This window comes from Stenotrophomonas sp. A3_2, from assembly GCF_036624925.1.
Taxonomy (GTDB): domain Bacteria; phylum Pseudomonadota; class Gammaproteobacteria; order Xanthomonadales; family Xanthomonadaceae; genus Stenotrophomonas; species Stenotrophomonas hibiscicola.
Genome location: NZ_JAZKVY010000257.1, coordinates 1 through 20,682 on the forward strand (window position 1 = coordinate 1; position 20,682 = coordinate 20,682).

Below are 20,682 nucleotides of genomic sequence, written 5' to 3' on the forward strand. Positions count from 1 at the left end.
CTACCCGTCCCAGCGGACCGCAACCGCGGGGCCGCGCGTGGGGTGTGCGTTGAGCCACACGGCCCCGTAAGGACGTTTTTGATGTAAACGGAAACCGCCGGCGCAAGCCGGCGTGTTTCTTGGCATCGCTGCCTGTCGAGCCGAGCCCAGGCTCGGCTGCTCTTCGGGGGACCTGAGCCGAGCAGGGGCGCGGCGCTACAGCAATACGCACGGCGGTCGCGCCCCGGCGAAACGCAATTGCACGGTAGCGCCGGGCCATGCCCGGCGGTGCGTATCCGCAGATCAGCGCGCCAGCAACTCGCGCGCGTCCTGCCCGGCCTCGCAGTGCACGAACAGCACCGGCACGCCGTGTGCCTCCAGCACCGCAGCCATCTGCCGCTGGCGCATCAGGAACTGTTCGTAGATGCCCTTCAGGCGGTCGCAATCGTTCTTGCTGTGGTTGTAGTGCGCGCACCAACCGGCCGGGTCGAACAGTGCCATGCGTGCTTCGCCGTGCGTATAGCGCAGCAGCGGCTCGGGCGCGGCATTGAGCCACTCGTCCTCGCCCGGCGCCATGATCGCGGTCTCGATCAGCGGCCACAGCGCGGCCAGGCCCTGGTTGTCGTACTGCATCGACATCATCGCGGCCAGATCGTTCACGGTGAAGTAGCGTGCGTGTTCGATCCGCGCACCGAAGCTGTTCTGCGCCATCAGCGCGGTGTCGGCATGCGCCATGCCGTTGGCGAGCAAGGTGTCTTCCAGCGCATGCGCGACCGCGTTGGTGGTGGCCACATCGCTGCCGGTCAGCAGGAACGGCACCACGCGCAGGCCACCGCCAACCAGGCTGGCATCGGCCTGGAACGGCAGCGGCACGTCACCCTCGGCATCGGTACCGAAGGCCAGCAGGCGCGGGCCCTGGTTGCGGCCCGGAGCACGCATCTGCAGTTCTTCCAGGCGGCGATGGATCGGCCAGCCCGGGCGCAGCACTTCGGCCGGGTCGAAATGGGCGGCGGCGAACACCAGGTCCAGCTCGGCTACCTGTGGCACCAGCTTGGACAGGTCACGGCCGACGCGTTCGGCCAGTTCACCGGCCTGTTCTGCGCTGAGCACCGCCTGGCGGGGGATTTCACCGCCGGCCAGTTCCAGGGCCAGCACGCCAAGGGCATTCATCGCGGGGTCGGGTTTGCTCATGGTTCCACGGTTGGCCCATCACAGGGCGGCAGCTACACTTGGCTCCATTATGCCTGCTCCGCCGTGCAGGCCATGTTGCAGACACCCTCATCCATGCCAGGTATCTCCATGCCCAACGCTCGTCCCGTCGCCATCCTCGGTGGCGTCCGCATTCCGTTCTGTCGCCAGAACACCGCGTATTCGGATGTCGGCAACCTCGGCATGTCGGTCCGTACGCTGGGTGCGCTGGTCGAACGGTTCGGCCTGCATGGCCAGCAGCTGGGTGAAGTGGCAATGGGTGCGGTGATCAAGCACTCCAGCGACTGGAACCTGGGCCGCGAAGCCACGCTGTCCTCCGGCCTGTCGCCGCTGACCCCGGGCATCACCCTGCAGCGCGCCTGCGGTACCTCGCTGGACAGCATCATCACCGTGGCCAACAAGATCGCGCTGGGCCAGATTGAATCGGGCATCGGTGGTGGTTCGGACACCACCTCCGACGTGCCGATCGTCTACGGCAAGAAGCTGCGTGCACGCCTGCTGGCCGCCAACCGCGCCAAGAGCACCGGCGACAAGATCCGCGCACTCACCGCTGGCTTCAAGTTCTCCGAGCTCAAGCCCGAGTTCCCGGGCGTGGCCGAGCCGCGCACCGGCAAGAGCATGGGCGACCACTGCGAGGACATGGCCAAGGAGTGGAACATCTCGCGCGACTCGCAGGACGAGTGGGCGGTGTCCTCGCACAAGAAGCTGGCTGCCGCCTATGAGCGCGGATTCTTCAACGACCTGATCGCACCGTTCCGTGGCGTCGAGCGTGACAACATCCTGCGCCCGGATACCTCGCTGGAAAAGCTGGCGACGCTGAAGCCGGCGTTCGACAAGGTCTCCGGCCGTGGCACGCTCACCGCCGCCAACTCCACCCCGCTGACCGATGGTGCCGCTGCGGTACTGCTGGCCAGCGAAGAGTGGGCACGTGCGCACGGCCATGAGCCGCAGGCCTATCTGCGCGATGCGCATGTCTCTGCGGTGGACTTCGTGCATGGCGAAGGCCTGCTGATGGCACCGACCGTGGCCGTGCCGGAGATGCTCAAGCGCAATGGCCTGACCCTGCAGGACTTCGACATCTACGAGATCCACGAGGCCTTCGCCGCGCAGGTGCTGTGCACCCTGCGTGCGTGGGAGAGCGAGGATTACTGCCGCAACCGCCTGGGCCTGGATGCACCGCTGGGCCGCATCGACCCGGACAAGATCAACCTGCTGGGTTCGTCGCTGGCCACCGGCCACCCGTTCGCCGCCACCGGCGCACGCGTGATCGCTACCGCCGCCAAGCAGCTGGCCGAACGCGGCGGTGGCCGCGCGCTGGTGTCGATCTGCACCGCCGGCGGCATGGGCGTGGTGGCGATCGTCGAACGCTGATCGCTGCGACTACCGGGTTCCACATATGAAAACGCCGCCCGGTGGGCGGCGTTCTTTTTCTCCGGTGGGTGCCAACCGTTGGTCGGCACGCTTCACGGCAACCGCGGGTTGCCGAATTCGTCGCGCTCTTCGTTGGCGTCATATACCGGGGGCTGTACCGCGATCGGCTGCTCTTCCACCGTGGCACGCAGCGGCGCTTCGCTGCCGCGTACCAGTTCCACGCTGTCCTCGCCGCGCTGCAGGCGCAGCGCATTGGCCAGGCACTGTGCCGCCAGCGCGTGTTCGCCACGCTGCGCGAACAGTTCACCCAGTGCCTCCCACGCCGGGGCACCGGCGCCGGCGGCGATGGCCTCGTGCAGGAACGTATCGGCGGCATCCCACTGCTGCTGGGCCAGGGCCACGCGGCCCTGCGCCAGATGCAGTGCGGCCGAGCCATCATGCACATTGCGCCAGCGCGCCAGGTTGGCCTGGCGGGTGGCCAGGCGCTCGGCCGGCAGGCGGCCGTACAGCGCCACCAGTTCGTCGTCCCAGCGCTGGTCCAGCGCCTGTTCCAGCGCCAGCAGCGCCGGCTCATCCCAGTTCAGGGCCACCGCGCGGCTGGCATAGGCGCCCACCACGTCCGGGGTCGGCCGCAGCGCCTTCGGCGTGGCTTCCCACTGTGCGGCCAATGCGTTGACGTCGGCCGCTTCCAGCAGCGCCTGTGCGGCCAGGCGGGCTTCCAGTTCGCTGTTTGATTCGGCCGGCAGTACCTTGCTCTGGCGCAGCGCACCCAGCTGGCCATAGGCCTCGTGTGCGCGGCCGGCACGCGCCAGCGCTTCGGTACGCAGCCACAGGCCGCGCGGCGGCAGCGGCTGGATCGCGGCTACGTCCAATGCGTTGATCGCATCCACCGGCAGGTCGCGCGCCAACAGCTGTTCGGCGCGCAGCAGCGCCTGCAGCGTGGCATCGCTTTCGCCCAGGCGCTGCAGCAGTGCTTCACCGGCGGGGCCGTCGGCGCGCGCCTGTGCGCTGCGCACCGCATTGGCCAGCGCCACCGCGCTCACCTCCGGGTCCTTGGCCGCACCGTCCAGCAGTTTCTCGGCACGCTGCCACTGGCCATGCTCGTAGGCCTGCAGGCCGTCGATCAGGCGCACCCTGCCCTGCTTGCGGCGGTAGCGGCCCCAGGCACGGAACGGTGCAGCGATCAGGCTCCACAGCAGCCACAGCACCAGGACCGTGATCACCGCCAGCAGCGCTACCTTCGGCAGGTTGCTGTGATAGTCGTAGCCGCCGTAGCGCAGGGTCACCTCGCCGAAGCGGTTCAGGTCATCGGCGCCGAGCCATTGCGCGGCGACCACGCCGATGGCCACGGCCAGCAACAGCACGACCAGGGATTGCAGGGGTTTCATGCGGGCTTACCTCCGGTCGGTCTGGGTGCGCAGTTGTTGCAGGGTGCTGCCAAGGACAGCGTCGTTGGCCTGCAGGGGAAGTTCGCGCAAGGCCTTCAGTTCAGCACGTTGCGCGCGCAGGGCCGGTGAATCCGGCCAGCGTCGCTGTGCCCAGTGTTCCACCCGGTCCAGGGCGGAGTTGCGGCCCGCGCGGTCGCCACGCTCGATGGCGGCACGTGCCAGCGTCAGTTCCAGCTGCAGTGCATCGTCGGCGTTGCGCTGTTCGGCGGCCGTCAGTGGGCCGTTCTGGCGGCTGGGGGTGATGTCCACGAACGGGGCCAGGGTGGCCTGCCACCACGGCTTGGCAGCATTGCCGCCGGTCGTGCCGGTGATCTGTGACGGTAGGCCCTGCAGCGCCCGGGCCACAGCATCCAGACGCTGCAGCGACTGCACGCGCGGGCCGCTGCCGAGCGCGTCCAGTGCCTCGCGCTCCTGCACCAGCGCCTGGCGCAGGTTCAGGCCATCAGCGTCGGGCAGTTCGGCCAGTGCGGTGGCCGCCTGTGCGTACAGGCGGCGTGCGCCCTCCACGTCGTCGGCATAATTCAGCCGTTGCGCCGCCTGGGTCAGCAGCAGTTCGGCCTCATCGCGCTGTACCGCCTGGCGGCCCTGGTTGGCGCTGTCGGCCAGCTTGGCCAGGTTCTCTTCCAGCAACGCGCTGCGCTGGGAGAGGCCCAGCATCTCGTCGCGCAGCACGCGGTTGGTGGTGGCCGCGTCCTGCAGGCGCTGGCTGGTTGCGCGCTGGTCACGACGCAGCGCATCCAGCGTGGCCTCCAGGCCCTTCAGCTGGACGGCCGTGGTCTGTGCCTGCGCTTCCTGCTCATGCTGTTGCTGCTGCCAGACGTACCAGCCGGCATAGCCGCCCGCGCCAAGCACGACCGCAGCGGCCAGCGGCAGCAACCAGCGCACGGGTCTACGGGGCGGGGAAACGGGCGGAGTCTCGTTCATGGGGCTTCCTTGTCGGCAACGTCGCCGGTCAGGGTCCGGCAGGCCGCATGGTGCACAGCATCACTGTTGCCGACCACAGCGGCAAGCGTGATCCACGTCCCTGTTCAGTTCGCTGCCGGGACGGTGAGCGTGGCGTGTGCAGCGGCCACCAGCTGCGCAGCAGCGGGGCCGGCGCTGCGTGAGATGTGCCGCAGGCCGAGCGACCGCGCCTGTTCGCCGAGGCGGTCGCTGGCAACCACCACGCGGGCAGACGCCCGCAGGCGCTGCTGCCAAGTCGGCGGAAGCTGCTGCCAGAAATGCAGCAGCGCCTCGCCACTGCTGACCGCCAGCACCCACGGCTGCGCTGAATGCGCCAATCGCGCCAGCGTGCGGGGCGAAAGCCGCAGCAGGCGACGCTGGTAGACATCGGCACGTTCGATCGCGGCGCCGGCGGTCTGCAGGTGTGCAGCAATCAGGCCGCGTCCGCCGGGCGCGGTGACCAGTCCGATGCGCAGGCCGCGGACGTCCGCCAGCACCGGCAGCGCCAGCAGCCCCTCGCTGTCCATCCGCTGCGGCGCATGCACCCCGGCGACGCCGTGCTCCCGCAGCGCGCGCGCGGTGCCTTCGCCCACGGTCAGCCACGGGCTGCGTTGCGCCTTGGCCAGCGGCAGCAGGGTGGCGGCCGCGGTAACCGCGGCCGGGCTGGTGAACACCACCCGGTCGCAGTTCAGCGCGCGTTGCAGCTGACGCACCACTGGCATGCCGTTCAAGCGCTGCAGGCGCCAGGGCGGCAGGGCCACCACATGCCCGCCCAGCCCAGCAACGGCGCGGCGCAGCGCGGAATTCTGGCCCTGCGGTCGCAGCGAAATGAAGGTCCAGCCCGGCTCGGAACCGGCGGCGCCAGTGGGTATCGTATGGTCGGCCATTGCCTGCATTATGCGGGCCCTTCGTTGTCGTGGTCGCTGCTCCGATGTCCGTTGATGCTCTGACTTCCTCGCTGGCCGCCCTGCAGGACGTGCTGGACTGCATGCCGGCGGTGCGCGCCATGCAGATCCAGCTCGATGGCTATGCCGATGGCGTGCTGCGCATCACCGCGCCGCTGGCCGCCAACGTCAACGACAAGGGCAACGCCTTCGGTGGCAGCCTGGCCTCGGTGCTGACCCTGTCCGGCTGGGCATTGGTCAGCCTGCGCCTGCGCCTGGCCGGCCACGATGCCGAGGTCTACGTGGCCGACAGCAACCTGCGCTACCTGGCCCCGGTCTACGAAGACCTGCATGCCCATGCCGAAGCGGCCGAAGCCAGCGGCTGGGATGCCTTCCTGAATACCTTCCGCCAGCGCCGCAAGGCCCGCATCAGCATCATCGCCACCCAGCCCGGCGCCGATGGCAAGCCGGCCGCCGAGTTCAGCGGTCGCTTCGTTGCCTTCGCCAAAGGGTAGGATGGCAGGCTGACGTCCTGGGGAAACCACCGATGCGCCGCCTCATCCAGTTCCTGATGTGTTCCCTGCTGCTGGTCAGCGCCGTGGCTTCGGCCGACGACCTCAGCCGCAAGCAGCGCAAGTTGCTGGAAGAGACCCAGATCGCCTACGGCGCCACCATCCGCTGGGGCAGCATGGACGATGCGATCGGCTATCTGGACCCCAAGCTGCGCAAGGAAAAGCCGCCGACCGAGTTCGAGCTCAACCGCTACGCACAGCTGCGCGTGTCGTCCTATCGCGAGCGCAGCAGCGCCGCGCTGGATGGCGGCCTGGTCGAGCGCCGTGTCGAAATCGGGGTGATCAACCAGAACACCCAGGCCGAGCGCACCGTGGTCGTGGTCGAGCGCTGGCGCTGGGACCCGGAGGCCAAGCGGTGGTGGCAGACAGCCGGCCTGCCGGACCTGTGGAAGGGGCAGTGACGGGCCGCGTCCGGCTTGTGCGACAATCGGCGCCCGCTTAATCGACCCGTGACCTGAGTGAATTACGAAGAGTTGCTGGCCTTTGCAGGCCGAAACCCGATGCTGTCCGCGGCCCTGGTCGGCCTGACCGTGGCCATCATCGTCACCGAGATCCGCCGCCTGTTCCGGGGCTTCAAGGGCATCAAGCCCGCCGAACTGACCCAGCTGATCAACGCGGGCGGCACGGTGGTGGTCGACCTGTCGGCCAGCGGTGACTTCGAGAAGGGCCACATTGCCGGCAGCCGCAACGCCCAGGCCAGTGCCTTCGGCCCGGAGCACAAGCTGGTGGCCAACGCCAGGCAGTCGCCGGTGGTGCTGGTGTGCCGCAGCGGCAACGCCTCGGAAACCGCCGCCAAGGCGCTGAAGAAGGCCGGCTTCGAGAAGGTCTACGTGCTCGACGGCGGCATTCCTGCCTGGCAGCAGGCCGAGCTGCCGCTGGTCAAGGGCCGCAACTGATTGCCGCAGGTGGCGGATCCGGCCTTGTATGGGCCTGATCCCGCCCCCATCGCAGTAATTCGACCATCGTTTTCATTGCATTCATTGGAGTTACTGGAAATGTCCGAAGAGATCACCAACGGCGCTGCTGCGCCGGTCGATGCCGCCACCGGCCCCGCTTTCACCGTCGAGAAGATCTACGTCAAGGACGTCTCCTTCGAGTCGCCGAACGCCCCGACCATCTTCAATGACCAGGTGCAGCCGGAGCTGCAGCTGAACCTGAACCAGCAGGTGCAGCGCCTGGGTGAGAACGCCTTCGAAGTCGTGCTGGCCGTGACCCTCACCTGCCAGGCCGGTGAGCGCACCGCCTACGTGGCCGAAGTGAAGCAGGCCGGCGTGTTCGGCCTGGTCGGCCTGGACCCGCAGTCGATCGACGTGCTGCTCGGCACCCAGTGCCCGAACATCCTGTTCCCGTACGTGCGCCAGCTGATCAGCGACCTGATCCAGGCCGGCGGCTTCCCGCCGTTCTTCCTGCAGCCGATCAACTTCGAAGGCCTGTACGCAGAAACCCTGCGCCAGCGCCAGGAGCAGGGCGACGCACCGTCGCTGGCTGACTCCGAGCCGGCCGGCAACGCCTGATTCCTGCCGCGACGTCACGGATGAGCACTCCCGCTGACAAGATCGCCGTGCTGGGCGCCGGTTCCTGGGGAACCGCGCTGGCCAGCCTGCTCGCACGGCACGGTCACCCGACCGTGCTGTGGGGGCGCGATGCTGCCGTGGTCGACGCCATCGACCAGCGCCACGAGAACCCGCGTTACCTGCCGGGCATCCCGCTGCCGGACAGCCTGCGTGCCACTACCGACCTGGCGTCGGCGGTGGAGGGCGCGGCCTGGATCCTGGTGGTGACCCCCTCGCATGCCTTCGGCGAAACCGTGCGCGCGCTGGCGCCGCTGCGCCCGGCCGGTGCCGGCGTGGCCTGGGCCACCAAGGGCTTTGAGCCCGGTTCGGGCCGCTTCCTGCACGAAGTGGCGCGCGAAGTGCTGGGCGAGGACGTGCCGCTGGCCGTGGTCACCGGCCCGTCGTTCGCCAAGGAAGTGACCCAGGGCCTGCCGACCGCGATCACCGTGCACGGCGACGTGCCCGAGTTCGCGCAGACGGTGGCCGAGGCGATGCATGGCCCGGCGTTCCGCGCCTACACCGGCGACGACATGGTCGGTGCCGAGCTGGGCGGCGCGATGAAGAACGTGCTGGCGGTGGCCACCGGCGTGGCCGATGGCATGCAGTTGGGCCTGAACGCCCGTGCCGGCCTGATCACCCGCGGCCTCAACGAAATGCTGCGCCTGGCCGCTGCGATCGGCGCCAAGCCGGAAACGCTGATGGGCCTGGCCGGCCTGGGCGATCTGGTGCTGACCTGCACCGGCGACCTGTCGCGCAACCGCCGCCTGGGCCTGGCCCTGGGCCGCGGCCAGACGCTGCAGGATGCCGTGCGCGAGATCGGCCAGGTGGTCGAGTCGGTGCAGACTGCCGACGAAGTGATGCGACAGGCGCGCCGCCATGGCATCGACCTGCCGATCTCCGACGGTGTGCGTGCCGTGCTGCATGGCGAGCAGACCCCGGAAGAAGGCTTGCGCGCACTGCTGGCGCGGGAACAGAAACCGGAGTATCCGGACACGCTGTTCAAGTGAATCGAAAAACCCCGGCCAGGTGCCGGGGTTTTTTCTTGTGCGCCTCATCCACGCATGGTGTGGATCCAGGACGGATCCCGCTTCTGGTAGCGGCCAACCTTGGTTGGTGCCCGGTAGCGCCGGGCCATGCCCGGCGGCATTCATCACCGCGCCCGCGGCGGCGCGTTGCTGTTGTCCATGTCCGAAAAGATCAGCCACGGCCCATCACGCTCACGCTTCAGCGTGAGCGTGAACTTGCCGGTATCGCCCACGTTGTTGCCGTAGCTGTACGCACCGATGATGTAACCCGTGTTCCCTTCCACCGCATACGCCAAGGCACGCAACCGCAACGGACTGCCGCCCTGTCCGGCATATGCAGCCTCGATCGCAGTGCGCCCGCGCACGGGTGGCTGGTTGCTCTGCAGCACAAAGCCATCCTCGGCGAAGAGCGCAGCCAGTGCCCTGGCATCACCCCCGCGCCACGCCTGCTCGTAGTTGCGCAGCACACGGTCCAGCGGTGCGGGCAGGGCTGCGTCCGGGAGAGGCTGCGCAGGCTTCGCGTTTTCTGCATCGTGGGCAATTGCCGGCAATGCCAGCAGCAGGGCACTGCAGAAGATCATGGCGAGTCGTGTGCGGCGCATGCGTCCAGGCCCTGGCGATGATGGGAAGGCTTCAGACGCATCCTAGCGCGCCGCTGGTTAGAATCACGCGGCCGCCGATTCGGTGGATGCAGCGCAGATCAGACAAGGACACGCGATGAAGATGCGAATCACAGGGATGGCGATGATGGCCGCGCTGCTGGCAGCCTGCGGACAGGCACCGGAGAAGACTGGCGAGGCCGCGCCTGCTGCGGCGCCAGCACCAACCACCGAAGCTCCGGCCGCCACGGCCACGGTGGTCGAGAAGGAACCGTCAATCGAAGACAGCGTGGACCCCGCGGTGTGGGACAGCGAGGGCGAACCGGAAGACCCGGGCGCCGGCGGCGAACTGACCTGCGCGGACAATCCGCTGGCGACCCACTTCTTCACCCTGGTCGGCGGCAGCACCGTGGACGACTGCGGCCGCAAGGACCCGAAGGTGCTGGCCGCGTTCGATGCGCTGATGAAGGGCACGCAGGACGCCGAATCCACTGACAAGGATATGCCGTCGCTGCGCAAGCGCCTGTTGAGCGGACCCAGCGGCCCTGGCGAGCTGGTAGTGCTGCAGGGCGAGCCGTGGTGGTTCTACACCGCCTGCCAGGCCCACGACTGCCCCGGCACCGCGTTGGCGATGCTGTACTCACCCACGCAGGCGAAGATGGTCGGCCGTCTTACCGCGCGCTGCCGTGTGTGGTGGCTGGGCGAGCCGACGGCGGAACAGCGTGAGCAGATCGAACAGCGCCAGCCACTGCAGGATGCCGCGTTGAAGGAAGACAGCGCGCTCTGCGAGTGATGTGGCGCCGGCGTCACCCGTCCGGCTGCATGCGCGCGCTGGCCTGTGCGTTCATCGTCAGGCACGCCATGATCAGCCCTTCCATCACCCGGTCGCCCACGTACTCGGCCTCCGTGCCGTTCTGGCGCACGCGTTCGGCCGCCAGCAGCAGCTCCAGCGTCACACGCTGGCCGGCCAGTGCGCAGTCCGCATCGGCCAGCGCCATGCAACGGCCCGGCATCTGGTGACGCTCCGGCCAGGGTTGGCCATCGGCGGCCGCGCCTTTGCCGATGCGGTGAAGCGTGGCGATGAAGGCGTTCGGGTCGGTCGCAGCCGCGTGCTCTGAGGGCTCACCGCCAGTGGCGGACGAGCGATGCGGATGCAGGCGGGGGAAGTCCGGTGAGGTCATGGCAGTGCTCCGTGCAGGACAGACGGTAGCCGCCACGCAAAGGTGGCGGGCGGAGACGTGGCTCGAAAACCGGGAGATCACGAACAAGACCGGCAGGCGCAAGGCCTCCACGCTCCGCCCGCCATAGCCGGCAGACGGAATGCCAGCCGGCGCCACGCGGGGTGACGCCGGCTGGCAAGCGCAAACAACGTTCGTGATCTAACGGGTTTTCGAGGCCCGGCCACCCATTTTCCGGCGGCCCACCATCTGTACCGCCGTCGCTGCGCAACGCCAATCAGAAGAGTTGCATTCAACGCTGGATCAAAGACGCTTTTGGCATTTTTGCATGCTGTTAAGCCGTCGCAGACGCAGGCGCCGCAACGTCCGTAGCGGCATGGGGAATATGCGACCTGGGTCGAAGTTGATGACGTGGCGTACGGGCACTCCACCAGGCCGATGACGACAGTGCGGGGCGAAGAACGTAAATCGACTTCGGCGCACTCCGGTGTGTCAGTGCTCTTCGCGTCTCTCGTACCAGGCTTGAGTACGGTTCACGATCCGCACCACAGACAACATGACCGGCACCTCGATCAGCACACCAACTACCGTCGCCAGCGCAGCCCCCGAATGCACGCCGAACAGCCCCACCGCGGTGGCAACCGCCAGTTCGAAGAAGTTGCTGGCACCAATCAGTGCTGAAGGGCCGGCCACGCAATGCGCCACGCCCAGGCGACGATTGAGCAGGTAGGCCAGGCCGGAAGTGAAATAGACCTGGATCAGGATCGGCACCGCAATCAGTGCGATCACCAGCGGTTGCTTCACGATCTGCTGGCCCTGGAAGCCGAACAGCAGCACCAGTGTGAGCAGCAGCGCGCACAACGAGACGGGCCCCAGATGGCGAAGCACCCGCTGCAACGCCGCCTCGCCACGATGCATCAGGATCCAGCGCCGCAGCAACGCAGCCAGCAGCACCGGCACCACGATGTAGAGGCCAACGGACAGCAGCAGGGTATCCCACGGCACGGTGATCGCCGACAGGCCCAGCAGCAGTGCAACCACCGGCGCGTAGGCCACCACCATGATCGCGTCGTTCAACGCCACCTGGCTCAAGGTGAAGTTGGCATCGCCACGGCACAGGTTGCTCCAGACGAACACCATGGCGGTGCAGGGCGCGGCCGCCAGCAGGATCAGCCCGGCGATGTAGCTGTCGATCTGTGCTGCGGGCAACCAGTCGGCGAAGGCATGGCGCAGGAACAGCCAGCCCAGCAGCGCCATTGAGAACGGCTTCACCGCCCAGTTGATGAACAGCGTCACGCCGATGCCCTTCCAGTGCTGCTGCAACTGGCGCATCGCAGTGAAGTCGACCTTCAGCAGCATCGGGATGATCATCAGCCAGATCAGTACCGCAACCGGCAGGTTGACCTTGGCGATCTCTGCGGATGCCAGCGCGGCAAAAGCACCGGGTAGGAAGTGGCCCAGCAGCGTGCCGACCGCAATGCAAAGCCCGACCCAAAGCGTCAGGTGGCGTTCGAACAGATTCATGCGGGAAGTCACGGCATGCTGTCGGTCGGCTGCAACTGCCCAATCTGATCCAGCGCGTGCTGCAGCGCTTCGCGGTCGGACCACAATGAGTCAGGCAAGGCGAGCAATGCACGCAGTCGCAGCTTCACGATGGCATGGGCCTGCGCGAATGCCGCGGCCTTGTCGGCATCGCTACCCGCTACGGCCGCCGGATCGGGCAGGCCCCAGTGGCCGCGGATGAAATCACCGAACACCACCGGGCAGGCCTCCGCTGCGGCTGAATCGCACACGGTGATCACCAGGTCCATCGGGGGTGCATCCACGAACTCATCCCACGACTTGCTGCGCAGCCCTTCAATGGGCATTCCTTCGGCCTGCAACTGGGCCAGCGCGAAGGGGTTGATCTGGCCAGTGGGCTGGCTGCCCGCACTGAATGCGCTGAAGCGATCGCCGCCCCAGGCGCGCAGGGTGGCTTCAGCAAGCACGCTGCGGGCGCTGTTGCCGGTGCAGAGGAACAGGACATTACGGGTCATGTGGCTTCCGTGGTCAGTGAGTGGCTTGGACATGCAAAGCGCGCTGCCCGGACAGAGACGGGTGAACTCGGCAGAGCTGCGGATCGCCTCCGCTATCTGCGCGCGATCGCATCCGGCATAGCCGTGCCGCGCGAACCACGAGCCTGCCGATGTTGTCAGCAGCACCAGTTCCCTGACCTGCATACGGTGGGCCATCTCTTCGGCCGCTGCCAGCAATGCGCGTCCAAGGCCGGTGCCGCGTCGGTCATCAGACACCACCAGGGAGCGGAGCAGCGCCGAGGCGCCGAAAACCTGCAATCCAACGGCGCCCACGGGGACGCCGTCGAGGTCTGCGACGAGAAACACGACCTCGCTGCTTTCCAGATCGGCCACGGGCAACTGCGCCCGCTGCAGAAGGTCTCGGATGCAGGACAGGTCGTCGCGTGTGCCGGCACGAATCACGGGGTCTGGCTTCATCTCAGCACCTGCAGGCCGGTTCGCTTACCGCGCACTGCTGGTCCAGCGAACCCGCGCAGCAATTGTGCGTCAGGTACTGGATCAAGCCGTTCATCGCATCGAAGTTGGCGCGATAGCAGACATGGCGGCCCTGGCTTTCGCTCTCCACCAGCCCGGCCTGCACCAGCTCCTTCAGGTGGAAGCTGAGCGTGGCTGGGGGCACCTGCAGGGCCGTGGCGATGTCGCCCGCCATGCGCCCTGCCGGGCCAGCCTCCACCAGCAGGCGGAAAGAAGCCAGGCGGGTGGCATGACCGAGCGCGGTGAGGGCGGTGATTGCGTTTAACGTTTCCATATTTCTAGAATAGTCGAATGAATAAGCCAATCACAAGTGCCCACCTGCCGAACCTGGTAGACGCCTCGCTGCCCCAGCCCGATCACCGCCAGCTCGCCGCCGCAGATCTGGGGCCGCCACGCATCCTCCTGCTCTACGGCTCGCTGCGGCCGCAGTCGTTCAGCCGCAAGCTGGCGCTGGAAGCCGAACGATTGCTGCGCCACCTGGGGTGCGAGACCCGCGTGTTCGATCCGCATGCGCTGCCCATGCTGGACAGCGTGGACACGAGCCACCCTGAAGTGCAGCGGTTGCGTGCGTGGTCGCAGTGGTCGGAAGGCCAGGTCTGGGTCAGCCCCGAGCGGCACGGCACGGTCACCGGCGTGTTCAAGAACCAGATCGACTGGTTGCCGCTGGAAGATGGCAGCGTGCGGCCCACGCAGGGCAGGACGCTGGCGGTGATGCAGGTGAGCGGCGGCTCGCAGTCGTTCAACACCGTCAACACGTTGCGCGTGCTCGGTCGCTGGATGCGCATGCTGACCATCCCCAACCAGTCATCGGTGGCCAAGGCCTGGCAGGAATTCGATGACGACGGCCGGATGAAACCCTCGCCGTACTACGACCGGGTGGTGGACGTGATGGAAGAGCTGGTGAAGTTCACGCTGCTGACGCGAGGGCGGTCGGACTACCTGGTGGACCGCTACAGCGAGAGGAAGGGCGACGCGCTCGCGGCCGCATTGGCGCAGGCTGCTGGCGCTACCGCCTCCTGAGTTCCGCTACGCAAACGCGCTCTATTTGCTTGCGCGCCGCGCGCCCTTCTCGTCTTCTTCCTTCGCATTCCCACGGCTCTGTGCGAACTCCGGGAAGGTTTTCGCGATCGAATCCTTGTCCGGCAGGATGTAGAACACACCGCCCTTCTCGAACGTGGAGTGCACGATCTGCTCGTAGAACGCAGGCGAGACGTTGATGCAACCGTGGGTGACGCGGTTGTCGTCCGGCGTGGGCGATGCCAGTCGTTCGGCACGCTTTTCCTTCGGGCTGCCCGGCGGCAGCGGGTGCATTGAAACCGCGGAATCGTAGTCCACCCACAGCACGCGTCCGGCATCGTCGGACGGGCCGTAACCGCCAATGAAGCGGCCGGCAGGCGTGGTGCGGTCGTGGCCGGGAATCGCGCTCAGTGCGAGCTTGGCGACGCCCGGTGCGGAGTGGTCGCCGATCGCCGACCCAAACAGCGCCGGTGCTGCGCCGCGCAGCTTGCCGTCACCGCCGAACACCAGAACCTGCGCCGCCGCCTTGTCCATGACCGCAAACGGATAGCCCTGGTTGTCCTTGCTGGCGACCACCCAGCCGGCCAGCTCGATCACTGTTTCGGACACGCTCTGGTCGGGCGGAAGTTCATCAACGGCGGCAATGCGTTGTTCAGGCGCTTCCTTGTCCTTGCCCTTGGCGCTGGCTGCGCCGCTGCACGCAACGGCCAGTGCCAACGCCAGTGCGGCATGGAAGACGCGGCGTGCAGGGGAGGAGGAGGTACGAATGGGACGGCTCCTTGCAATGCAATTCTGGGTGGAAGGATGCCAGTGGCCGGCGAAGGCCACTGGTTCCCGATACAGAGGTGGATCAATTCAAAGGGTGAGAGAGCTATCAGCCGCGCGGCTTGCGACCGGCCGGTGCCCTTTCAAGCTGCTGTACGCGGCCTTCGATCTGGTCCAGACGCTGGTTGGCCTGCTGCGCCGACTGGTTGGCGGACTCGGCACTCTGGGCAGCGCCCTGCACCTTTACGTCGAGCTGATCGAGGCGCGAGTTGATGGTTGCGAACTCGTCCTTGTAGGTGGCGCAAGCGCCGAGGCTTACGGTGGCCACGATGGCGACGGTGATGGCGCGTGCTGCGTTGATGTGCTGCTTGGTCAGTTTCATTTCCAACTCCCTCCTTCGTCTGGGGAAGCTGGAATATAGCGGCGTTTGTTCCCGGCGCTAGCCCGTGCTTTCAGCTGGAATTGGAAGACGTGGAAGCGCTGTGAAGACGTTCGATCAACAAAACTTAACAAGCAGGATCACGCGGGCGGACGTGCATCGGCCGGCTTGCCTTGTGCCTGTTCAGAAGCACGTATTCATCAGCATGAAGCGGATTTCATCGAAAGCCCGTCGGCACCGCCTCGATGCCAGCGCACGCGGGCCGCCACCGGCTGGCTTCCAGCAGCGCCTGATAGAGCAGGGTGGGCTGCTCGACTTCCACGCGTGCACCTGGCTGTTGCTCGTGCACGTACTCATGGGCAATCAGGTGCACGAAACGGTCGCCGACATCGGCCTCATCCAGTCGGCGTCGCACAGCGCTTGCAGTCCAATGACCACGCCTGCTTCGGCGGTCACGCCACCACTGTTGCCGCGGCCCACCAGTACGGTGACCGGCGAAAGCGCCGCAGACGGCAACAAGGTGCCCAGCTGATCGACGGCAGCGGCGACGCGCATGCGGATCGATGGCAATGCTGTCGCGCAGGTTCTCGCTTTCGCAAACAATGCCGGCGTGTCCTGGATGGCCCTGGCCAGCCGCTCCATCGAGCCGATACGGCTGTCGGTGAAGCTGCGCAGAGCGTCTGTGCCAGCATCCAGATAGCTGCGCTGCAGATCGTCGGCACTCGGCTTTCCAGCGCTGGCATCCAGCACATGGAAGAAACGCGTGACATCGTCCGTCTGAATCACGATGCGCGCAGGAGGCTGGCTGCGCTCGGCCGCCTGCAGCATCATCGCAAGGATGATGAGCAGCAGCTCGCGCACCCTACGACGGGCACGTCCCCGCAACAGCGGTGACGCGGCGGATGTGTAGACGGGCAACCAAAGGTTTGTCGCCATCCGCAACCATAGGTTGAGCAAATTTCCTGCATCCATTGGCGCAACTATGGTTGCCAAGCACTCATAGTCTCCCCGCTGACCGGCAGGAACCCAGTTCCATCAAGGGAAACGTATTCAAGTCCGATCTAGCGAAAACCTATGCTTGCTCCCATTCAGCTTCATCTCCTGCGCTGACGTTGATTCCAGTGCCGCGTTGGGTTGCTATCCAATGCGCCCATTCAGGGGGAACCGTTGCCCTGTCCGGCCGTTGGGGCTGCAGCCGTAGCGGTTGCGTCCTTGAAGCCCTTTGCATGGAGATCGGCACGAAGGCTCTTCAAAGCTGTTACAGGGACAGCCAACCACAGCAGATCCCTTGCCCGGGTCACAGCCACGTACCCGATTCGCCCGTCCTCGGTGGAACCTCCGCCTAGCAGTGCAGATACATGCGGTTTCGTTGCCATGTAGAGGACGGCATCCAGGCTTTCGCCCTTGACCTGATGCACGGTACTGATTCTGACCCGCAAGGGCTGATCGGCACCTAGGTCAGGCGGGCTCATTAGCGGTGAGCCGGGCAAACTCCTCTTCGAGAGCCGAGCACCGAGCGTGGACGATGTATGGTTGAGACCGTGGGCTGTGCTCAGATTGGTCATCAGGACCCTTACACGTTGCAACATTGCCGGCTGCCAATCGCTAATAGCGGGCAGCGCCGCGCTGGGCAGGCCCGAGACCGGATCTCGCGTAAAAGCCCAGATGACACGACGAAGTGCTCGTTCCTCTGGGTACCTGACAGGCTGAGTCAGGCGAGCAACGATGCCCTTGGGCGCGTTGTCGATCAAACCCATGATGGCAGTTGCCACGAGTCTGAATGCTGTTGAGTAGTCGGAGTGGATATCGCGCGCCATCGCTGCCTGGGCAAGGATCTTGGTCGTTCCCACGCCAGGCGCACCCCCATGCCCAGCCAGCTCGTTGGCCCACTTGCGTGCGCGGCAGAGCACGGCGGAGCGTGCTGGGTCCAACCCAGCGGAGACCAGTGTTGCCTGGAAGGCCGCCACGACCTTTTTCGTATCGGCAGTCGTGTACGGAACGAAGTAGGCCCCGTGGAGCGTAGGTGGCGCTGTCCTATCCGGATCGTCCGTGCGCGCCGAGATTGCGTTGGCGAGATCGAGTACGGCCGGTACGGACCGATAGTTCCTCGTCAGGGCGGCCGCAGAAACACCGGGTTTGCTGTGGTAGCTGGACAGGAACGAGCCGGTCGCGCCCATGAACTCGTAGATGCCTTGATTGGGATCCCCAATAAGGGAAATCTGAGAGCCTGCTTGGCTGAGCCTCTCAATGATCACCTGGTGCAGGATGCCGATATCCTGGGCTTCATCAATGAGGATATGGGGATAGCGACGCGCAAGGACTCGGAGGATCTCGGGTTGTTCGCGGAGGGTAAGGTCGACCCAGTAGCGGGCCAGCTCATGGGTGTAAGCCCCCAGTTTTCCCAAGGCTGCGGCAACCTTTGGGCCATTGTTGATCCTCGCCAGCATGCCGGAGTTCTGATAGAAAAAGCCCGTTTCAGCCCCAGAAGGGCCTATGACAACGCGATGGATATGCCCTTGGGGCACTGGGTAGTTATCGGTTCTCGGCGATTCCACCCAGAAGCGATAGTCCTTTCCTAAAAGGAATGACTCGCTCCCTGATAGCAAGAACGGGGTCGTGGTACACCCCATCGTCCGATGGGCGTGGGGTCGCAGAATATTTGTCGTAATGAACCCGTCCAATGTGTCGATCTCGACACGCTGGTGGGACGGGATCTTGAGCGATCCCATTGCGAGTGCCTGGTACTCGCGCCTGAAGGTCTCCACGGCGATGTTCGAGAAGGACAGGAGCGCAACCCGGCCCCGGTGATCACCGAGGCATTGACGTATGTGGGCCAGCCTGCGTACAGCCGTGAAGGTCTTCCCACTTCCCGCGCAAGCGATGACCGACATCGGATGCAATGGTGCCGTGATGATCTCACGCTGTTCAGCTGAAGGAGTAGTATCCGTGCTCATTCGTCTTCAGCCTTCTTCGGGCCAAGCTGACAAGCGTGTTCGACTGCAGACTGGATGTACTCCGGAACAGTGAATTCTTCCTTTTTCGCCTTGGCGATCAGGTACGCCAAAGCTTGTGCAAAGCGCCCCTTCTGGACGTTTCCGTTCTTCCGCTCGAACATTCCGCTGAACAGTACGCGAGCCTTCTCTGCATCTCCCGTAGCGGCGTCTACCTTCTTCTCCAGGTTCGCAGAGATCTTCGGGTGTAGCTCCTTAAGCGCCGCAAGCATGATCTTGCGATTGCTGGCGTACAAGGCCAAGTCATACTCAAGCGTCTTTAGCCCATGGAAGATCTTGAGATATGAATCCTCGAACTTGAGCATACTCAAGGTATTGGCGGACACCTGCACCTTGTCGCCGATCGAAGGGTAGACAGGAGCCGCCTTCTTCTTTCCACTAGAGGTCCCATCTTCCGGCGCATGGTCGTCCGCTTCTGCGCTGCCATCGCCCTCTTCCTCTTCATCCTCTTCACTCGGACCTGTTGGGTCTGCATCCGTAAGCACGGAAACAGGAATCTTCAGCGCCTTCTCGCCGAACAGTGGAATGAATGAGTCGAAGTTGAGGCCTTCAACGCTGATGAGGCTTACCCCATGCTTACGTAGATCGCGACCGCACTTCTCGGCGAGCACACTGACAAGGACCAATTCCGCAGCGCCCTCGACCAGGATTGCGCGGCGTGCAAAGAAGAGCTCAGCCCGAGTGACGTCCAAATAGCGCTCAAGCTTCTCACGCTTTCCGACAGAAAACTTGATGTCTCGGGGAAAAAAAGTCTCCACCCTGATTCCGGTGTCGACAAGACAGGTGAGACTGTCGAGGTTGGCGATGCTGGCAAAGTTGGGTGAGTGGCTGGTAACGAACAGCTGGACAGGCTTCTCTTTGTCCACTGCCTTGATGGTCTCAAAGTATCCCAGGAGCACAGCCTGCAATTGGGGATGCAGATGTGCCTCGGGCTCCTCAATGATCAGGCCTCGATAGCTGGCTTGCGGGTTCTTGGTCAGCTCGCTGAGAACGACCGCCATGAAGATCAGATTGTTGAATCCGAGCCCGTTTTGCTCAAGCTCGAACAGATCAACGGTAAGGGAGAGACGCGAAGCCAGGCGTTGGAAATCGCTGACGCTAACCCCCAGCTCGAGCAGCTGGGACAGCTGTGGCCCCAACATCTCGGAATGGCGAGTGGTTATCGCCTTATGGGTGCTCACAATCGGCGCTTTCGTCTTGAGCTCATCATCCAGCAGCTTCAGTGCCTTATTGATCTCGATCTTGCCATCGTCATCAACGAGCAGCTGAAACAGTCGGGACAGCTGGCTTGTGCGGCCGGGTCTAAGAGCCTGAGAAGCATCGCGCAGGGGCTGTAGATAGACGCCACGAAGGTTCTCCATCATGTCCGTTGTCAAGCCGACATCATCATGGTCTCCGCACCAGCGCTTCGCTCTAAGTCGCCCCGTCTTATCCGCCTCGGAGAAGCTGATGGTGATATGCGCCTCCATCTGCCCGTCCTTGGCAGGTTTCAGGGCAGTCATGAAGTCAGCTTCATCATCGGGGCTCAACCCTCGGAAGATGTACTTGAACACGATGTTGCCGCTAGGCGATCCTGTCTTCGGCCGATGAATATCGTCCGAGTCCAACCGCGGATACGGTTCATCGTGCCCGGCAAGGAGAGACCTCAACGCATCGACAATGGCGGTCTTGCCCGCGTTATTCGCACCAACCAGAACGTTCAGTCCACTTTGGAAGTGCAGTACTGCGTTGTTGATCTTGCGGAAGTTCGAGATAGACAGCTCTGCCAAGTACACCCTGATGTCTCCTTGTGCTCATGGCGGCGTAGCCGCCTCCTGTCCCTAGCTGCAGCACGACGATGGCCGGCTGACAGCCCCTATCTACCTGGGCAGATTCTAATCAAATCAGGGGAATTGGACGTTCCGGCAACCCTCGTACGCGCATCGCCTTTTGGTTCCCCGGCCCCTCAGGCAAGTAAGGGGCGACGTCGGATCCGTCCCCCAAGCGAAGGCAGGGGGGTACGTCTGGTAGCAGTGCCTTTCAGCGCACCGACGCGCGATGAAGTGGCAGGCCCTATTCGGTCAATGCAGTGATGGCGCTTGTACATGGTGGCGGAGTTTGATTGGCGACGGCCCTCATGAAGGACAACAGTTTGTTATTGCAATTCGTAACACTGATGTCCCCGGATCGCCAATTCTTTCGGGAACGGCCTGGCGTAGCCT

General features: G+C 65.2%; 21 protein-coding genes and 2 pseudogenes. 8 read left to right on the plus strand and 15 right to left on the minus strand.

The annotated features are described in order from the left end of the window. Positions 1 to 282 precede the first annotated feature (282 nt). Positions 283 to 1,170, minus strand: coding sequence for a hypothetical protein (locus R5H29_RS11415; protein ID WP_019661928.1), 888 nt, complete (start codon positions 1,168 to 1,170; stop codon positions 283 to 285). A gap of 93 nt (positions 1,171 to 1,263) precedes the next feature. On the opposite strand from R5H29_RS11415, the gene R5H29_RS11420 reads away from it, so the two are divergent. After that, complete coding sequence (locus R5H29_RS11420; RefSeq protein ID WP_099551602.1) at positions 1,264 to 2,559, plus strand: acetyl-CoA C-acetyltransferase; 1,296 nt, start codon at positions 1,264 to 1,266, stop codon at positions 2,557 to 2,559. A gap of 92 nt (positions 2,560 to 2,651) precedes the next feature. On the opposite strand, the gene R5H29_RS11425 is transcribed toward R5H29_RS11420, so the two are convergent. From R5H29_RS11425 to R5H29_RS11435, 3 genes are all read right to left on the minus strand, one after another. Next, entirely contained in the window at positions 2,652 to 3,947 is a 1,296-nt protein-coding gene (locus R5H29_RS11425) for a heme biosynthesis HemY N-terminal domain-containing protein (RefSeq protein WP_019661926.1), read from the minus strand. Between the two features lie 6 nt (positions 3,948 to 3,953). Beyond that, positions 3,954 to 4,931, minus strand: coding sequence for a uroporphyrinogen-III C-methyltransferase (locus R5H29_RS11430; RefSeq protein ID WP_164144797.1), 978 nt, complete (start codon positions 4,929 to 4,931; stop codon positions 3,954 to 3,956). Positions 4,932 to 5,035: 104 nt separating this feature from the next. After that, entirely contained in the window at positions 5,036 to 5,845 is an 810-nt protein-coding gene (locus R5H29_RS11435) for a uroporphyrinogen-III synthase (RefSeq protein ID WP_155028778.1), read from the minus strand. A 35-nt stretch (positions 5,846 to 5,880) separates the two neighbouring features. Here R5H29_RS11435 and R5H29_RS11440 point away from each other — a divergent pair, with 35 nt between their 5' ends. The 5 genes from R5H29_RS11440 to R5H29_RS11460 all read left to right on the plus strand — a co-directional run bounded on the left by R5H29_RS11440 (position 5,881) and on the right by R5H29_RS11460 (position 8,965). Beyond that, on the plus strand, positions 5,881 to 6,348 hold the full coding sequence (locus tag R5H29_RS11440; RefSeq protein ID WP_008266702.1) for a YiiD C-terminal domain-containing protein: 468 nt from the start codon (positions 5,881 to 5,883) through the stop codon (positions 6,346 to 6,348). 32 nt (positions 6,349 to 6,380) lie between these two features. After that, positions 6,381 to 6,806, plus strand: a complete 426-nt coding sequence (locus R5H29_RS11445) for a hypothetical protein (protein ID WP_058980224.1) — start codon at positions 6,381 to 6,383, stop codon at positions 6,804 to 6,806. A gap of 57 nt (positions 6,807 to 6,863) precedes the next feature. Next, positions 6,864 to 7,301, plus strand: coding sequence for a rhodanese-like domain-containing protein (locus R5H29_RS11450; protein WP_058980222.1), 438 nt, complete (start codon positions 6,864 to 6,866; stop codon positions 7,299 to 7,301). Positions 7,302 to 7,400: 99 nt separating this feature from the next. Further along, entirely contained in the window at positions 7,401 to 7,919 is a 519-nt protein-coding gene (gene secB / locus R5H29_RS11455) for a protein-export chaperone SecB (RefSeq protein WP_005407596.1), read from the plus strand. 20 nt (positions 7,920 to 7,939) lie between these two features. After that, entirely contained in the window at positions 7,940 to 8,965 is a 1,026-nt protein-coding gene (locus R5H29_RS11460) for an NAD(P)H-dependent glycerol-3-phosphate dehydrogenase (protein WP_019661922.1), read from the plus strand. A gap of 143 nt (positions 8,966 to 9,108) precedes the next feature. Here R5H29_RS11460 and R5H29_RS11465 read toward each other — a convergent pair whose 3' ends face one another. Further along, positions 9,109 to 9,564, minus strand: a complete 456-nt coding sequence (locus tag R5H29_RS11465; RefSeq protein ID WP_019661921.1) for a DUF4440 domain-containing protein — start codon at positions 9,562 to 9,564, stop codon at positions 9,109 to 9,111. 136 nt (positions 9,565 to 9,700) lie between these two features. Between R5H29_RS11465 and R5H29_RS11470 the strand changes: the two genes are divergently transcribed. Then, positions 9,701 to 10,375, plus strand: coding sequence for an Ivy family c-type lysozyme inhibitor (locus tag R5H29_RS11470; protein WP_111097751.1), 675 nt, complete (start codon positions 9,701 to 9,703; stop codon positions 10,373 to 10,375). A gap of 13 nt (positions 10,376 to 10,388) precedes the next feature. On the opposite strand, the gene R5H29_RS11475 is transcribed toward R5H29_RS11470, so the two are convergent. The 5 genes and pseudogenes from R5H29_RS11475 to R5H29_RS11495 form a co-directional block, all read right to left on the minus strand. Next, positions 10,389 to 10,763: a hypothetical protein gene (locus R5H29_RS11475; protein ID WP_069138124.1), complete on the minus strand. Its 375-nt coding sequence runs from the start codon at positions 10,761 to 10,763 to the stop codon at positions 10,389 to 10,391. A gap of 489 nt (positions 10,764 to 11,252) precedes the next feature. Continuing rightward, positions 11,253 to 12,284 carry an ACR3 family arsenite efflux transporter gene (arsB, locus tag R5H29_RS11480; RefSeq protein ID WP_019661918.1) on the minus strand — a complete coding sequence of 344 codons (1,032 nt, stop codon included), beginning with the start codon at positions 12,282 to 12,284 and terminating at the stop codon, positions 11,253 to 11,255. Positions 12,285 to 12,292: 8 nt separating this feature from the next. Next, positions 12,293 to 12,796, minus strand: coding sequence for an arsenate reductase ArsC (locus R5H29_RS11485; protein ID WP_332329214.1), 504 nt, complete (start codon positions 12,794 to 12,796; stop codon positions 12,293 to 12,295). A 36-nt stretch (positions 12,797 to 12,832) separates the two neighbouring features. After that, positions 12,833 to 13,252 (minus strand): annotated as a pseudogene (arsN2, locus tag R5H29_RS11490) (arsenic resistance N-acetyltransferase ArsN2); the annotation flags it as partial. Between the two features lies 1 nt (position 13,253). Further along, positions 13,254 to 13,583: a metalloregulator ArsR/SmtB family transcription factor gene (locus R5H29_RS11495; RefSeq protein WP_308305750.1), complete on the minus strand. Its 330-nt coding sequence runs from the start codon at positions 13,581 to 13,583 to the stop codon at positions 13,254 to 13,256. 17 nt (positions 13,584 to 13,600) lie between these two features. Between R5H29_RS11495 and arsH the strand changes: the two genes are divergently transcribed. Further along, positions 13,601 to 14,329, plus strand: a complete 729-nt coding sequence (arsH, locus tag R5H29_RS11500) for an arsenical resistance protein ArsH (protein ID WP_332329197.1) — start codon at positions 13,601 to 13,603, stop codon at positions 14,327 to 14,329. 21 nt (positions 14,330 to 14,350) lie between these two features. On the opposite strand, the gene R5H29_RS11505 is transcribed toward arsH, so the two are convergent. The 5 genes and pseudogenes from R5H29_RS11505 to R5H29_RS11525 form a co-directional block, all read right to left on the minus strand. Then, positions 14,351 to 15,043, minus strand: coding sequence for a L,D-transpeptidase (locus R5H29_RS11505; protein WP_134729755.1), 693 nt, complete (start codon positions 15,041 to 15,043; stop codon positions 14,351 to 14,353). Between the two features lie 157 nt (positions 15,044 to 15,200). Next, entirely contained in the window at positions 15,201 to 15,473 is a 273-nt protein-coding gene (locus R5H29_RS11510; protein ID WP_005407606.1) for a hypothetical protein, read from the minus strand. A 274-nt stretch (positions 15,474 to 15,747) separates the two neighbouring features. Further along, positions 15,748 to 16,331: pseudogene (locus R5H29_RS11515) on the minus strand (lytic murein transglycosylase); the annotation flags it as partial. Positions 16,332 to 16,624: 293 nt separating this feature from the next. After that, a complete protein-coding gene (locus tag R5H29_RS11520) occupies positions 16,625 to 18,424 on the minus strand; it encodes a UvrD-helicase domain-containing protein (RefSeq protein WP_049462215.1) in 1,800 nt (599 codons plus the stop codon). Continuing rightward, positions 18,421 to 20,256, minus strand: coding sequence for an ATP-dependent endonuclease (locus R5H29_RS11525; protein ID WP_049462214.1), 1,836 nt, complete (start codon positions 20,254 to 20,256; stop codon positions 18,421 to 18,423). The genes R5H29_RS11520 and R5H29_RS11525 overlap by 4 nt, the downstream gene beginning before the upstream one ends. Positions 20,257 to 20,682 lie beyond the last annotated feature (426 nt).